The sequence below is a fragment of the Methylococcus sp. S1M genome (genome assembly GCF_051295855.1).
GTDB lineage: Bacteria > Pseudomonadota > Gammaproteobacteria > Methylococcales > Methylococcaceae > Methylococcus > Methylococcus capsulatus.
This window is the reverse complement of the sequence record NZ_JBPDXO010000002.1, coordinates 25,822-39,728: the sequence shown is the minus strand read 5'-3', so window position 1 is coordinate 39,728 and position 13,907 is coordinate 25,822. Positions and strand designations below refer to the sequence as shown.

Below are 13,907 nucleotides of genomic sequence, written 5' to 3'. Positions count from 1 at the left end.
AACCCAAGGGAAGACCCGCCATGACCAGCATCCTGCGTTCATCCACCTCATTCGCGGTTGTAATGATCTTCCTGTCCGCTTGCGCATCGCAGCCGCTGACCCACTCCGAAAAAGAAACCCGGCGGGCGGAAATCCGCTCGATGGCGAACCAGATGCTGGCGCAGCTTTACCAGAGTTATCCCGAGGCCGAGGCGCGTGTCCGCAATTCTGCCGGTTACGCGGTATTCAGCGATTTCGGCATGAAGATCCTCTTTGGCGGCGGTTCGCACGGCGAAGGGGTCGCGATCAACAATGCGAACCAGAAGGCGACCTACATGAAGATGTTGGAGCTGTCGCCTGGTCTGGGCTTCGGGGCCCAGAAGTTCCGCGCGGTGTTCCTGTTCGATACGCGGGAGTCTTTCGACAAGTTCGTGAATTCCGGCTGGGAGTTCGGCGGAAATACCGAAGCCGCTTTGCAGACCACTACGCAGGGGGCGGGCGGTCGCTTAGGGGTTACAGTGTCGCCGGGCGTGACGATGTACCACATCAGCGAAGCCGGCGCCATCGTCGGCATCAGCCTCGCCGGCGCCAAGTATTACAAGAATGACGAATTGAACAACTGATCCCCGAGCGGGAAGGGAAGCGGCGGGAGGCCTTGCTCCAGAGCCTCTTCCCATCGGTCCACACCGCCGCGGCCACGCTATTGCCGGACATGTTGGCCGCACCGCCCCTGTCCAGCACCTGGTCGATCCCCGGCAGCAGGCGCGGACCTTCCGCTGGAGACCGACGGACACTGGTGCCCATTCATGATGGCGAACTACCGGAGGAAGCGGCGGAGACAGCTGCTCCGCCTCAGTTCTCCGCCTCGTGTATGGCCTCGTCCTGATTTCTCGCCAGGTCGGCGTCGAGAAAAGCCCCGCATTCGGGCACTTCCATGCGAAATTGGGAGGTGACATCGATGTCTACGACGGCCTCGCGCATACTGAAATCCAGCACGTGGCCACCCAGGGTTTCGGCCTTGTCCAGGAAATGCACATGGTAGCCGGCGACGTTGACGCCCTGGGTGTAGTCGGGAAAACGGAAGCCGACCAGGGTGCCCTCGAGATGTCCGTATTCGAATTCGGGCTGCCGGCGGGCGACTTCGACCAGCGGCGGGTAGGGCTTGCGCTGGCGCGGAACGGTCCGGACCCGGATGTGATCAAAATAGGCCAGCACCCGGATCGCATAGAAGACGTTCTTGCTCGGCACGGCCTTGTCGACGGCGGCCTGGAACTGTTTCCAGTCGATCGGGTCGGGCCAGACGACCTGCACGGTCGGGTCGAACAGGGTCACCACGGCGAACGGCGTCTTGGCCGTGGGCGGGACGGGATAGGCCTTGCCGTCCGATTTGATCTGGAAGAACCGTCCGCCAAGGGCGATCATCTCGCCATCCAGTGCGTTGAAGGTGCCCAGGCCGAAGTCGCCGTGCCTGGCCAGTTCGCCGTAGGTGGTATCGCCGTCGTAAACGCCTTCCATCAGCGCGCCTATGGTGGAGGCCTGGAACACCTCATGATCCTCATGGCCGAGCGGATGGAACAAATCGCCTTTCTGCTGGTGGGTGCGGAATGCCTGGATGAAGATGTCGTCGATGGCCACGGACGTCTCCTCTCAAGAGTCAGTGCTGCGCCGAGGCGTCGATCGCCTCGACCAGGTGGACGTTGTCGCTGTAGTCGATGGGCACTTCGATCAGCACCGGCGCGTCGGCCGCGAGCGCCCGGTTCAGCACAGGGACGATCCCGTCCGCGGACTCGATCCGGTACCCGATCGCGCCGAAGGCCTCCGCCAGTTTGACGAAGTCGGTGGGGCCGAACTCGGCGCCGAAGCTGCGCCCGTAGTCGCGCATCTGCAGGCTGTGGATCAGGTTGTAGCCGCCGTCTTTCCAGACGATGTGCACGATCGGCAGTTTGAGGCGCACCGCGGTTTCCAGTTCCATGCAGGTCATGAGGAAGGAGCCGTCGCCCGATACCGAAACCACTTTCTTGCCGGGCCGGGCCAGGGCCGCGCCGATGGCCCAGGGCAGGGCGACGCCCATGGTCTGGTGGCCCATGCTGAACAGCAGGTGACGCGGGGCGTAGCAGAAGAAGTAGCGGGCCATCCAGATCTCGTGGGCGCCGACGTCGCAGGTCACCGTCGCCTCGTCGTCCAGCGTGGCCCGAAGGTCGTGAATGAAGCGCAAGGGGTGGATCGGCATACCGGTCAGTGCTGCGCCGCGGGCTTGCTCCTCCAGCAGACGCCGCCGCGCCGCGGCGACGACGGGGCGTCCGGCTCGATCCTCGATTCGGAGCAGGCTGCCGAGCGCGGCCAGGTTGGCGGCGATGTCGCCGACCAGTTCGGCGGCAGGGTGGTAGGCCCGGTCGACGGCGGCGGGCAGGGCATCCAGGTGGATCGCCTGCGACTGCGGTGAGATCCAGGCGGAAGGTTCGTATTCGATCGGGTCGTAGCCGATCGTGAGTACCAGATCGGCTTGGCGCAGCACCTCGTCGCCCGGCTGGTTGAGCACGTAGCCGACCCGGCCGACGAACTGATCGACCAGATCGCGGGACAGGGTGCCGGCGGCTTCGAAGGTCATCGCCACCGGCAGCGGATGCCGCTCCAGGAAACGCCGGACCGCCGCCGCCGCTCCAGGTGTGCTGGCCCGCAATCCGAGCAGGATGGCCGGGGCTTTGGCATCGTTCAGCAGGGACGCCGCGCGTTCGACGACGGCGGCCGGGGCCGTTCCCCAGACGGCGGGTTCGGCCGGCGCCAGGGCCTGCGCGGTGACCGGCGCGGTGAGCATGTCGTTCGGTACCGAGACGTGGACGGCTCCGGCGCACGGCGTCTGCGCGGTGCGGAAGGCGTTGACCAGGATTTCCGATACGGTATTCGGTTCCTCGACCTCGACGCTCCATTTGGTGATCGGCGCGAACAGGCCGACCGAATCCAGGTTCATGTGGCTCTGCTTGAATTGCACGGCCCGCGGCACCTGGCCGGTGATGACGACCAGCGGGTCGCGGTCCTCTGTGGCGGTAGCGACGCCACAGACGGCGTTGATGAGGCCGGGGCCGGAGGTGGTGAGCACCACGCCGGGCCGGCCGGTGATCCGGCCCCAGGACTGGGCCATGAAGGCAGCGCCGGTTTCGTCCCGGCAAACGATGAAGCGCGGGCCGCGGTCGGCCAGCACGTTCAGGATCGGGAGTATCGCGCCGCCGGGCACGCCGAAGACGTATTCGACGCCCAGCGCCTGGAGGGAGTCGACCAGCAGGTCGGCGCCGGTGCGGGGAGGTATCGTTTCACGCATGAGAAAGCCTTTTTTTGGTTTGGAAGTTTAGCAGCCGGTCAGCCGTGCATAAGCCGGGGTCCACATCCGTTCATCCACCATGCGTTCCAGATCGGCATCGCTGGGAGGTGCTGCGACGCCCGCGGCGACGGCCTCCTTCGCGACGGCCAACGCAATGAGGCGGGATACGTTGCGGATGGCGGTCAGGGGCGGGAGCAGGGGGCCGTGCGGGTCGGTGGCCGCGGGGGATGCGTCGGCCAGGGCCTGGGCGGCGGCCATGAACATGCCAGGGGTCACCCGGCGCGCGCCTATGGCGAGGATGCCCAGGCCCAGTCCAGGGAAAATATAGCTGTTGTTGCATTGCGGAATCGGGATCGTGCGTCCCTCCCAGGCGACGTCGGCGAACGGGCTGCCAGTGGCGACCAGGGCACGGCCTTCGGTCCAGGCCAGAATCTGCGCGGGCAGGGCTTCGCAGCGGGAAGTCGGGTTCGACAGCGGCAGTATGATGGGGCGGGGTGTATAGTCGGCCATCGCCTTGACGATGGATTCGGTGAAAGCCCCGGCCGCGCCGGATACGCCGATCAGCACGCTCGGGCGGGCGTTGTTCACTACCTCGGCCAGGCCGATGGTCCCGGCTCGGTCCACCCGCCAGCCGGCCAGCCGTTCCGCGGGCTGCGCGAAGGCTTGCTGGAACGGCGGCAGGCCGGAAAGCCCCTCGCGCAGCAGGCCGGACCGGTCGATCAGGAAACATCGTGAGCGCGCTTCGGTCTCGGACAAGCCGTCCCGGACCATGGCCGCGCAGATCTGTTCGGCGATGCCGCAGCCGGCCGAGCCCGCGCCGAAGACGGCGACGACCTGATCCCGCAGCCGCGTTCCCGTGACCTTGACTGCGGCCAGCACCGTGCCGGTGGCCACTGCCGCCGTGCCCTGGATGTCGTCGTTGAACGTGCACAGCCGGTCGCGGTAGCGCTCCAGCAGCGGGCCGGCATTGGCCTGGGCGAAGTCTTCCCATTGCAGGAGTACGTTCGGGTAGCGCCGCATCACCGCCTGCACGAAGCGCTCGACGAATTCGTCGTATTCGGTGCCCCGCACCCGCGGGTGGCGCCAGCCCATGTACAGCGGATCGTTCAGGAGGTCCGGGTTGTCCGTGCCGACATCGAGCAATACCGGCAGTGTGCGTGCGGGGTGGATTCCGCCGCAGAGGGTATACAGCGCCAGCTTGCCGATGGGGATGCCCATGCCGCCTGCGCCCTGGTCTCCCAGGCCGAGGATACGCTCGCCGTCCGTCACCACGATGACGTCGACCTCACGCTGCGCGGTATTGGCCAGCAGCTCGTCGATGTGCTCGCGCTCGGGGTAGGCGATGAACAGTCCGCGCGGATGCCGGTAGATGTGGCTGAACCGCTGGCAGGCTTCGCCCACGGTGGGCGTATAGACGACGGGCATCGTCTCCCCGATGTAATCCTGCATCAGTCGGTAGAACAATACTTCGTTCTCGTCCTGCAAGGCGCGCAGGTAGATGTGGCGTTCCAGGTCGGTGGGCTTGGCGCGAAAGGCCTCGTAGGCGCGTTCGACCTGGGTCTCGAGGGTGTCGACATGCGGCGGCAGCAGACCGAGCAGGCCCAGTTCCCGGCGTTCCTGTTCCGGGAAGGCCGGGCCCTTGTTGAACAACGGGTAATTCAACAGCAGCGGGCCCCTCAAGGGGACCGTCCAGATTTCCCCGCCGGTCTGCGGATCGCGGGTGATTTTGAAGTCGATCATCGAAGAGTCCTCAGCGTGGGCCAATCCGGAGGCTTGCGATCCCGAGATAGATTTCCACCAGGAAGACCAGCAGGGCCAGCATCAGCGCCCCCATGGCCGCGATGAACAGCAGTGCGATCGCGGTGCCCAACTGTGCGTCGGATATCCCGCCGACGAACAGGATGCCGACGACGGTGCAGATCAGGAGCGCACTGATCGTGCAAAGCGTGAGCGCGGCGCCGATCAGCCGGGCGCGGCGCCAGAGAATCCGGAGTTCCACGTGGGCGTGCGGCCGCGTCTTCGGGTCGAGATGTTCCAGGTTGTCCTCGAGCTGGCGCGCCCGGTCGATGCAGCGGGAGAGGCGGACCGTCATCACCGACAGCACCGCCCCGATGCTGGTCAAGAGGAACACCGGGGCCACGGCAAGCTGGATGACGTGGGCGACGTCCTCGACGTTGATCAGGAATTGCATCGGCCGTCCTCTAATCCGGGTATACGAGTCCGAGGCCGGGCCGTTCGGTCACCCGGAGCCGGCCATCCTCGAGGATGAAGCCGCCTTCGGCGACGTCGCGGGCCAGGTCGAAGCTGCCGTCCAGGTCCAGGTAGCGGGTGGCCGGGCAGGCGAGGGCGGCGTGCAGGGCGGCGGCGATGCTGATGCGGCTTTCGTCCATGCAGCCCCACATCAGATCGATCCCGGCGGTTTCGGCGATCGTCGCGATACGCCGCGCCGGGGCCAGCCCTCCGCACTTCATGAGCTTGATGTTGAAGATGCCGCAGGCGGCCGGCGGTGCAGCCAAAGCGAAGGCATCGGCGGGGCCCAGCAGGGATTCGTCGGCGGCGATCCGGCGCCGTATCGCTTTCGGGAGCGCCCGCAACCAGTCGGTTCGCCCTGCCGGGAACGGCTGTTCGACGAACTCGATGCCGAGTTCCTGCACCAGCCGGTCCAGACGGAGCAGGCCGTCGCGATCGTAGCTCTGATTGGGATCGACCCGTACGACGTACGACGGCCCGCCCGGCCAGCGTTTCGTGCAGCCGGCGCAGGCGTTCGAAGTCTTGCTCCTCGTCGCCGCAAAGCTTGACCTTGAGAACCCGGAAGCCGAGCGCCAGATGTTCGCGCGCCTCGGCCAGCGTTTCTTCGACCGGCTTGATGCCGATCGTGACCGAGGTCGGCAAGCTGTCGTGGGCGCGTCCCAAAATTTCGACCAGGGGCAGGCCGAGACAGTGGGCCACCAGATCGTGCAGCGCCATGTCGAGAGCGGCGCGGGCGGCCGGCGCGGCAGGCAGCCGTTCGGCCAGTTCCCGGCACAGCCGCGGCAGGGTCCGGATGTCCCGGCCCATCAGCCACCCGAGACGATCATGATCCAAAGCGGCGTGGCAGGCTTCCAGGGTTTCGCCGGTGACATGCCGTTCGGGCGAGGCGGCGCCCAGTCCGAGCAGTCCGTCGGCGGTCCTGATTTCGACGATGAGGTTGTCGACTTCCTCGATCGAGCGGAATGCGATGCGGTAGGGACGCGTCAGCGGAAAATGTTCGGTCCGCACCTGGATGTCGGCGATCTTCATGCGACTTCCTCCCGTTCCAGCAACGCCCGCAGCGGCGGCAGGAGGTCGGTTACACCGTCTTCCAGCGGGCAGACGACCGGGACGTCCAGGGTCCGGGCCAGCCTGCGCTGCGCTTCCCGCAATCCTTCCGGGCCGGAATCCCGTCCGTTCAGGCTGACACCCAGCACCGGTACGCCGTAGTGTTCGATCAGCCGGATTTCGTCTTCCACGGGAGGAATCCGGAAACGGGATCCCTCAAAGCCGTCGTAATGACGCCGGCCCGGCGCGTGCTGCAGGATGACACCCGCCGCGGCCCCGGACAGCAACAGCTCCGCCCCGCACGGCCCGCTGGGATTGCGCAGGGCGGACTGTCCTTCCAGGATGATGAGGTCGGGCCTGACTTCACGGTAACAGGTCAGGATGGCGTGCTCCAACTCGCCGCTGACGAAATCATTGGGGAGCGCGTCCAGGATGAGGCCGTACCGTCCGCCCTGCATCCAGCCGGTCTGGCCGGTATAGATCATCTCGGTCCTGATGCCGTCCGCATTCAGCGCCTGCGTCAAGAGGCGGGCGGTGGTGCGCTTTCCCAGGGCGCAATCGGTGCCGAGCACCGCGATCCGCGGGGCGGCGACGCCATGGATCTGGCCGGTCCAGAAATGCAGTTCGGCGACCGCTTTGGGCCTGCGCAGGTCGAGGATGCTGGCGCCGTGGCGGGCCGTCTCCGCCGCGATTTCCGGATCGTCGCCGGCGAGGTCGTGCAGGCCGTTGACCAGCGACAGACCGGCTGCCGCGGCTTCGAACAAGGCCGCGCGCAGGGTTTCGGTGAAGCGGCCGCCGTGGGTCGCCATGCCGACGATGGCGACGGCAGGGCGTCTTCGCCCCTGGGCCAGCGCGGCTTCGATCGAGGCGAACACCGGGATGTTCCGCGGCCGTCCGTCGAGCAGGGTGTCGGCGTCGTGGCCTGCGCAGTCCGGATCGATCACGGCGACGATGTCGAAGCGGTCCGTGCCGCGGACCAGGCCATGGGCCACTTTGCCGTGGACGTCTTCGAAACAGCCGTGTGCCAGTATGAGGGCGGGCGACCTCTCCAAACTCGGATTCCTCCAGTGAGCCTGATGAAGGATATCCATCATATAACGGGATATGGCGCGAATCGGTGAAATCTTGCACCAGGGCCGGCGGCTCCGGAATGCTTGTCATGAATCCTACAAATTCCGCCTGGTACGCCAGGGATGCGCACTGCCGGTACCAAGGCGTTTGCCGCAATGCATTGAATTTACGGGGGATGTCTTGCCTGGCGATGATGGCATATCGGTTGCTTATTTTTCTTTGAAAGTCTTTCAAGCATCCCTAAGGAGGTGTTCCATGACCGGCTACGGATTCATCGACCAGAACCATTGCAAATCGGCCATCCCCGGTGAGTCTCCTCAGGAACAGGAGACAGTGGCGAAAGATCCGGAGGAATACCCCTTCTACATCATCCCGGCGCCGCCAGTGCCGGGACGGACCTCGTGGAGCGTGGTTCCGTGGTAGGAGGCGAAGCCGCCAGCCCGTCCCTCGCGGAGCTTCTGCGTGAGGACGTTGGCTGCGTATTCGAGCGCGATCCGGCGGCCCGCAGCCGGCTGGAAGTCATGTTGACCTATCCCGGTGTCCACGCGGTGCTGCTGCACCGGTTCGCCCACCGCCTGTGGCGCGCCGGACATCGGCTGAGCGCACGGCTGCTGGCGGCGTTCGCCCGCTGGCTGACCAACGTCGACATTCATCCCGGCGCGACCATCGGCCGGCGCTTCTTCATCGATCACGGCGCCGGCGTCGTGATCGGCGAGACCGCGGAGATCGGCGACGACGTGACTCTCTATCATGGCGTCACCCTCGGCGGAACCTCGTGGAACAAGGTCAAACGCCATCCCACCCTGGGCAACGGCGTGCTGATCGGCGCGGGCGCCAAGGTTCTGGGTCCCATCGTCCTGGGCGACCAGGTTCGAGTCGGTGCGAATTCGGTCGTGATCAAGGACGTGCCGGCTTATTGCACGGTGGTCGGGATTCCCGGCAAGGTCGTGCAGCCCAAGAGTTCGCGTAAGTCCGACCCGCACGGCATCGACCTGGACCATCATCTGATCCCCGATCCGGTCGGCAGGGCAGTGCAATGCCTGCTGGATCGGATCGAGACCCTGGAAGACGAACTGGTGAAGCGGCGCGTCGAAGCGGCCCACGAATGCAGGCAGTGCGATGGCGAGGCGGTGTGCAGGGAACCCGCGGCAGCCGATCTTGAATGAGGAATATTTTCGAGGATGAAGGCATGAGCAGCGACCCGCCGGCAAAGACCCAGCACTGTTCCTTCTGTGGCATCGAACAAGGCAGGGACACTCCCCTCATCGCGGGCATCGAGGGCCAGATCTGCGAGGCCTGTGTACGGCTGGCCGAACAGGTCGTGGCCAACTGGGGTCGCAAGCGTTCGATGGCGGAGCTGCATGGCAATGTCCCCAAGCCGGAGGACATCAAGCGCCACCTCGATCAGTACGTGATCGGCCAGGAACTGGCCAAGGAGATCCTCTCCGTCGCCGTCTACAACCACTACAAGCGCCTCCGCCACGAGAGCCGCGAGATTCTCGGGCTGGCCGGGAGCGACACCGAAGTCCAGGTCGGCAAATCCAACATTCTGATGATCGGGCCGACCGGCACCGGCAAGACCCTGCTGGCCAGTACCCTCGCGCGCATCGTCGGCGTGCCTTTCGTGGTGGCCGATGCGACCACGCTCACCCAGGCCGGTTATGTCGGCGACGATGTCGAGAACATCCTGGTCCGCCTGCTGGAGGCCGCCGACGGCAGTGTCGAACGGGCCGAGTGGGGTATCGTCTACATCGACGAAGTCGACAAGCTGGCGAAGAGTCCGGAAATGGCGATCAACACCCGCGACATTTCCGGCGAAGGCGTGCAACAGGCACTGCTGCGCTTCGTCGAGGGCAGTCAGGTGAAGGTGGCGGCCCGTGGCCGGCGCCGCGAGGGGAGCGGAGGCGGGGAAGAGGTCACGATCGACACCCGCAACATCCTGTTCATCGCGGGCGGCGCCTTCCCGGGGCTGGAAAGACACGTGGAAAAGCGCATCGGCCCTCCGCGTGGCGAGATCGGCTTCCACGCGCCCGTGCAGGATGCCAAAAGGCCGCTTCTGGAGGAACTGCTGGCAGAAATCCAGCCCGAAGACCTGCGGCGCTTCGGCCTGATCCCCGAGTTCATCGGCCGTTTCCCCGTCATCGCTCCCCTGGAGCCGCTGGACGAAGCGGCCTTCGTCCGCATTCTCACCGAGCCCCGCGATGCCCTCGTGCGGCAATACCAGAAACTGTTCGCCTACGAAGGCGTGGAGCTGGTGTTCACCGAGCCCGCGATCCGCCGCATCGCCGCGCGCACCATCGAGCGCGACACCGGCGCGCGCGGTCTGCGCAGCATCATCGAGCATATCCTCCGGCGGCCCATGTTCGAGATTCCCTCCCAGTCGGATGTCCGTCAGTGCGTCGTCGATGCCGATACGGTGGACGGAAAGGCGCCCGTCACGCTGGTGAGGGCCGAAGAGGAGGCGGGGGGAGCGCGGTTGGCCGCAGGCGAGGTTTGATCTTTTTCACCGCGCCAGGGGTGAATCGGATGCCCGTTCCGGTGATACCCTGAGGCGCCATGGCTGGCCCGTTCCCCCCATCCGAAACTCATCATTCCCCCAACGTTGCCCTCGCCGGGCACAGCACCAATCTCGTCGGTATCCCCACGGAGCTTCTCGCCAGCCCCGATTTCAACCAGCATCCTCTGCCCTTGCGCATCCACGGCATTCGCGAGGCCCACAGCGGTCTGTTCGCCAGGCTGGGCCGCTGCGAGAACCTTCGGGAAGCGGGCGGTGTCTTCCAGGATTACATGAGCGTGGTGTTCGGTTTCGAGGAGGAGCAGCGTCTCGGCGAAGACCGTCAGGGACGGCGGCGATTCCGGGGCAGTTACCTGCGCTTGCTGCAGGATTGGGGCTTCGATTCCAACAATCCGCAAGGGGCGGTCTTGAAGGGTTGGGTCGAGAGCCGCTTCGGTCTGTTTCCCACTTTCCACAAGCAGCCATTGACCGGTTTTGCCACCCCGGCCTGGATGGACTACGTCGAAGAGAAAATGGCGAGCCGCTTCCACAACAACTGCATCTATCTGCAGCTCGACCTGCTCTTCGAATTCTGCCAATGGGCGATCGCAAGGTTCGAGACGCCGGCGCGTCGCCACGTCAGGCTCTATCGCGGGGTCGACAGTCTCGGTGAATTCTGCCCCTTGGGGGCCGGCAACGGACGGGAAATCCTCGTGCGTCTCAACAACATCGTTTCTTTCTCCGCTGACCGGACGCAGGCGGGGCAGTTCGGTGCCTATATCCTCGAAACCGAAGTTCCGGTCGTGAAGCTCCTGTTCTTCAACGATCTGCTGCCGAGCCATCCTTTGCGCGGGGAGGCCGAGTATCTGGTGATCGGCGGGGGTTACCGGGTGAAGATCGTCGTCTGACGCAGATGAACCGGTGCATCTGGACAGCGGCTGGCCTATGATACGAGAAACCTCACGAAGCCCGGAGCGGCCCCTCCATGAACATGAAAATGATCTTCACCACGGCCGCACTGGCGATTTTCCTGCTGCTTGCCGGCATCGATGCCCATGCTTTGAAAGAGCCGGCGCCATCGAGCGCCCCGCCGGCGCCGCCTGCCGAACAGGATGAGCTGGCGCTGTTCCGCGCCAGCATCCGGATGGAAAAACGCGAATTCGTCGCCGATGCGATGGATCTGGATGAAGTCCAGGCCAGGAAATTCTGGTCGATCTATCATCAGTACGAAGCAGATCTGATGAAATTGAATGAGGCCCGCTACGCCTTGATCAACGACTACGCCGTCAATTTCGACAGTATCAGCGAAACCAAGGCCGATGAGCTGGTCAGGGCAGCCCTGGAGTTCCGCAAATCGCGCACGGCTTTACTGGAAAACTATTACGGCAAGCTAGCGAAAGCTCTTTCGAAGAAGATCGGCGCCCGCTTTCTCCAGGTGGAAAGCGTTCTGCAGGGGGCGGAAGACGTGGAAATCGGCGCTTCCCTACCGTTGATGCCCAAGTCTCGATAAATCGGGGAGGCCGCAAGCCGTCGCCGCCGCGGTTGTCGTCTCGGGGCAACGGGCTACAATGAATAGAGGTACCTATGCCCGCCGATGATTTCGGATGATCCCCCGCCAAGATATGACCGAAGGGGAGGGCAGCGGCTCATGTCGAGGGGGACACGCTCATGTTCAAGCCATTTGCTCGAGGGTTGATGTGCATCGCTCCGGTGTTGCTGCTCGTTGCGTGTTCTTCGCACACCGTGGCGCCCAAAAAGGATTCACTGGTCCAGTCGGCTCCGTCCACCGGGTCGGACACGCCCCGGGATTTGGATTTCATGCCGAGGAGCCGGCCACGGGCGGAGTACATGACCCGTTATCTGGGGGTGTTTCCCCGCTACCCTGCGCTCGAGCCCCAGGTCGCCTTCTGGCGCAAAGTCTATGCGGAGTGGAGTCGGTCCCAGGTCGCCCTGCACGACGATCGCTACCTGGGGCTGATCTACGAGGTCGTCGACCTGCCCGGGGAAGCCGGTGGCGGCTTCACGCCCAGCCAGAAAGCCCGGGTGCAGGAGCGATTCGATTACTGGAAATACCGCTTGCGTAACCTGGAGGACAAACTGGCGTCGCGCGCGCCGCTGGATGCCGCCGACCAACAGCTGGCCCGGCGGATCGACGAGCAGGCGGACCTCCGGACGGCCATCAGGGGCGCTGCCGAGCGTCTTCGCTATCAGCGGGGGCTGCGGGAGCGGTTCAAGCGCGGGTTGGAGATCAGTGGGCGTTATGACGAGCATTTCCGCCGCATCTTCCGCAATGCCGGTTTGCCCGAGGAGCTGGCGCTTCTACCCCACGTGGAATCCTCGTTCCAGGCCAATGCGAGGTCTTCCGCGGGGGCGGTGGGCATCTGGCAGTTCACCGCCGGAGCCGCCAAGACCTTCATGAATGGCCAGGACAGCGTAGCCGCGCGCCTGGACCCGATCGCCTCCGCCCACGGCGCAGCACGCTATCTCAGTCACGCCTACGGCAAGCTGGGGAGCTGGCCGCTGGCCGTGACGTCCTACAATCACGGCATCGGGGGGATGCAGAAAGCGAAGAACGTCTACGGGCACAACTTCGAACGCATCGTCCAGGATTACGATCATCCGCTGTTCGGCTTCGCCTCCCGCAACTACTATGCGGAGTTTCTGGCCGCGGTGGAGATCGCCGCCGACCCGGAGCGGTTTTTCCCGGAAGGCGTGAATTACGAAGATCCACTGGATGAGGCGCCCAGCCCATTCACAGTGGCGGGAAAGCCGTCTGTGCCGCTCGTCCGGCCGGTGCTGCATAAGGTTCCGGCGCATCCTCTGAAAGGGGACCGTGTCACCTCGGTCCGCTTCCCCAAGTCCCTGCATGGCAAGGCCGGCCCTGCACATGCGGCAGTGAGCCTCCGCCCGGTCGCCAAGGCCCGGACCAGCCGTCCCGTCGTCGCTGCCATCGGCAGGAGCGGCGAAAAACTGCGTCTTGCCCGTTCACGCTGAGACTCGGCGACGGTCTCCGAGAGTGTTTCGGGGACCGGGATGGCAAGTCCTTCCACGATCCTTTAGGATGCGGCGTCTAGACAAGACGCGGAGTGCATCATGGCTTTTTTGGGCTGGCCGGTTTCGGGCGGCGGCGGATTTCTCACACCTGCGGTACACGGCGCGGGCGATGCGGCTGGCGCTGGCTGGGTCGGGCTGCTGGAGGGCGTGCTCGATTCGACCACCCGGTTCTTCGACGGCGGCGGCACGTTCGAATTCCTGCCGGGACTTTCCGCCTTGGCTCCCAACATCCATCCCCTCCTGGTCCATTTCCCGATCGCCTTCCTGAACGCATTTTTCCTGCTCGACCTGACTGCCGTGGCGTCGCGTAAGAAAGAACTGCGTTTGGTCGCGAGCTGGATGCTGTACCTGGGAACGCTGGGTGCGGTGTCGGCGGCTGCGGCGGGGCTGTTTGCGGCGGGTTTCGTTCCCCACGGCGAAGCGGTGCACGAGATCATGGAATGGCATATGCGGCTGGGAGTGACCGTCACCAGTCTCGCCCTCGTCCTCTCCCTCTGGCGGCTGATCGCCCGCTACCGGTTTTCCGGCATGGCCAACGCCTTTCACCTCTTTCTGGCGAGTCTCATGGCAACGGCGATGTTTTTCGGCGCCGACCTGGGCGGATTGATGGTCTACGAGCACGGCGTGGGCGTGAAAAACCTGCAATCCGTTGAGGCTGCGCACCACCACGAACACGGCGGGGGCGAGCCCTAGCGG

General features: G+C 65.0%; 14 protein-coding genes and 1 pseudogene. 8 read left to right on the top strand and 7 right to left on the bottom strand.

Annotated features, from left to right (window positions below; genetic code table 11):
• Positions 1-20 precede the first annotated feature (20 nt).
• Entirely contained in the window at positions 21-602 is a 582-nt protein-coding gene (locus ACSHWJ_RS03895; RefSeq protein WP_017365482.1) for a YSC84-related protein, read from the top strand.
• A 229-nt stretch (positions 603-831) separates the two neighbouring features.
• On the opposite strand, the gene budA is transcribed toward ACSHWJ_RS03895, so the two are convergent.
• From budA to ACSHWJ_RS03860, 7 genes and pseudogenes are all read right to left on the bottom strand, one after another.
• A complete protein-coding gene (budA, locus tag ACSHWJ_RS03890; protein WP_218800236.1) occupies positions 832-1,614 on the bottom strand; it encodes an acetolactate decarboxylase in 783 nt (260 codons plus the stop codon).
• 19 nt (positions 1,615-1,633) lie between these two features.
• Complete coding sequence (gene alsS, locus ACSHWJ_RS03885) at positions 1,634-3,295, bottom strand: acetolactate synthase AlsS (protein ID WP_333689128.1); 1,662 nt, start codon at positions 3,293-3,295, stop codon at positions 1,634-1,636.
• A 27-nt stretch (positions 3,296-3,322) separates the two neighbouring features.
• Positions 3,323-5,035 carry an NAD-dependent malic enzyme gene (locus tag ACSHWJ_RS03880; RefSeq protein ID WP_218800234.1) on the bottom strand — a complete coding sequence of 571 codons (1,713 nt, stop codon included), beginning with the start codon at positions 5,033-5,035 and terminating at the stop codon, positions 3,323-3,325.
• A 10-nt stretch (positions 5,036-5,045) separates the two neighbouring features.
• Entirely contained in the window at positions 5,046-5,486 is a 441-nt protein-coding gene (locus tag ACSHWJ_RS03875) for a DUF2721 domain-containing protein (protein ID WP_010961087.1), read from the bottom strand.
• A 10-nt stretch (positions 5,487-5,496) separates the two neighbouring features.
• A complete protein-coding gene (locus ACSHWJ_RS03870; RefSeq protein WP_435928713.1) occupies positions 5,497-5,970 on the bottom strand; it encodes an enolase C-terminal domain-like protein in 474 nt (157 codons plus the stop codon).
• Between the two features lie 292 nt (positions 5,971-6,262).
• Positions 6,263-6,574, bottom strand: a pseudogene (locus tag ACSHWJ_RS03865) (dipeptide epimerase); the annotation flags it as partial.
• Complete coding sequence (locus tag ACSHWJ_RS03860; RefSeq protein ID WP_432539491.1) at positions 6,571-7,644, bottom strand: DUF1611 domain-containing protein; 1,074 nt, start codon at positions 7,642-7,644, stop codon at positions 6,571-6,573. The pseudogene ACSHWJ_RS03865 and the gene ACSHWJ_RS03860, both read right to left, overlap by 4 nt.
• 274 nt (positions 7,645-7,918) lie before the next feature.
• On the opposite strand from ACSHWJ_RS03860, the gene ACSHWJ_RS03855 reads away from it, so the two are divergent.
• From ACSHWJ_RS03855 to ACSHWJ_RS03825, 7 genes are all read left to right on the top strand, one after another.
• Complete coding sequence (locus ACSHWJ_RS03855; protein WP_010961084.1) at positions 7,919-8,086, top strand: hypothetical protein; 168 nt, start codon at positions 7,919-7,921, stop codon at positions 8,084-8,086.
• Complete coding sequence (gene cysE / locus ACSHWJ_RS03850) at positions 8,080-8,829, top strand: serine O-acetyltransferase (protein ID WP_218800232.1); 750 nt, start codon at positions 8,080-8,082, stop codon at positions 8,827-8,829. The genes ACSHWJ_RS03855 and cysE overlap by 7 nt, the downstream gene beginning before the upstream one ends.
• A complete protein-coding gene (clpX, locus tag ACSHWJ_RS03845) occupies positions 8,826-10,160 on the top strand; it encodes an ATP-dependent Clp protease ATP-binding subunit ClpX (protein WP_010961082.1) in 1,335 nt (444 codons plus the stop codon). Before cysE ends, clpX begins: the two co-directional genes overlap by 4 nt.
• A gap of 59 nt (positions 10,161-10,219) precedes the next feature.
• Entirely contained in the window at positions 10,220-11,065 is an 846-nt protein-coding gene (locus tag ACSHWJ_RS03840) for an NAD(+)--dinitrogen-reductase ADP-D-ribosyltransferase (RefSeq protein WP_432539492.1), read from the top strand.
• A gap of 77 nt (positions 11,066-11,142) precedes the next feature.
• The gene (locus ACSHWJ_RS03835) at positions 11,143-11,667 is read left to right on the top strand and encodes a hypothetical protein (protein WP_432539493.1); all 525 of its coding nucleotides are present in this window, start codon (positions 11,143-11,145) and stop codon (positions 11,665-11,667) included.
• 338 nt (positions 11,668-12,005) lie between these two features.
• Complete coding sequence (locus tag ACSHWJ_RS03830; protein ID WP_249385320.1) at positions 12,006-13,151, top strand: lytic transglycosylase domain-containing protein; 1,146 nt, start codon at positions 12,006-12,008, stop codon at positions 13,149-13,151.
• 99 nt (positions 13,152-13,250) lie between these two features.
• Positions 13,251-13,904, top strand: coding sequence for a DUF2231 domain-containing protein (locus ACSHWJ_RS03825; protein WP_010961078.1), 654 nt, complete (start codon positions 13,251-13,253; stop codon positions 13,902-13,904).
• Positions 13,905-13,907: the final 3 nt, after the last annotated feature.

Bases quoted from the DNA above. Each gene is read 5' to 3' on its own strand.
- ACSHWJ_RS03875 (WP_010961087.1), bottom strand. From the start codon at position 5,486: ATGCAATTCCTGATCAACGTCGAGGACGTCGCCCACGTCATCCAGCTT.
- ACSHWJ_RS03880 (WP_218800234.1), bottom strand. From the start codon at position 5,035: ATGATCGACTTCAAAATCACCCGCGATCCGCAGACCGGCGGGGAAATC.
- ACSHWJ_RS03855 (WP_010961084.1), top strand. From the start codon at position 7,919: ATGACCGGCTACGGATTCATCGACCAGAACCATTGCAAATCGGCCATC.
- alsS (WP_333689128.1), bottom strand. From the start codon at position 3,295: ATGCGTGAAACGATACCTCCCCGCACCGGCGCCGACCTGCTGGTCGAC.
- ACSHWJ_RS03830 (WP_249385320.1), top strand. From the start codon at position 12,006: ATGACCCGTTATCTGGGGGTGTTTCCCCGCTACCCTGCGCTCGAGCCC.
- ACSHWJ_RS03825 (WP_010961078.1), top strand. From the start codon at position 13,251: ATGGCTTTTTTGGGCTGGCCGGTTTCGGGCGGCGGCGGATTTCTCACA.
- ACSHWJ_RS03835 (WP_432539493.1), top strand. From the start codon at position 11,143: ATGAACATGAAAATGATCTTCACCACGGCCGCACTGGCGATTTTCCTG.
- ACSHWJ_RS03895 (WP_017365482.1), top strand. From the start codon at position 21: ATGACCAGCATCCTGCGTTCATCCACCTCATTCGCGGTTGTAATGATC.
- ACSHWJ_RS03840 (WP_432539492.1), top strand. From the start codon at position 10,220: ATGGCTGGCCCGTTCCCCCCATCCGAAACTCATCATTCCCCCAACGTT.
- clpX (WP_010961082.1), top strand. From the start codon at position 8,826: ATGAGGAATATTTTCGAGGATGAAGGCATGAGCAGCGACCCGCCGGCA.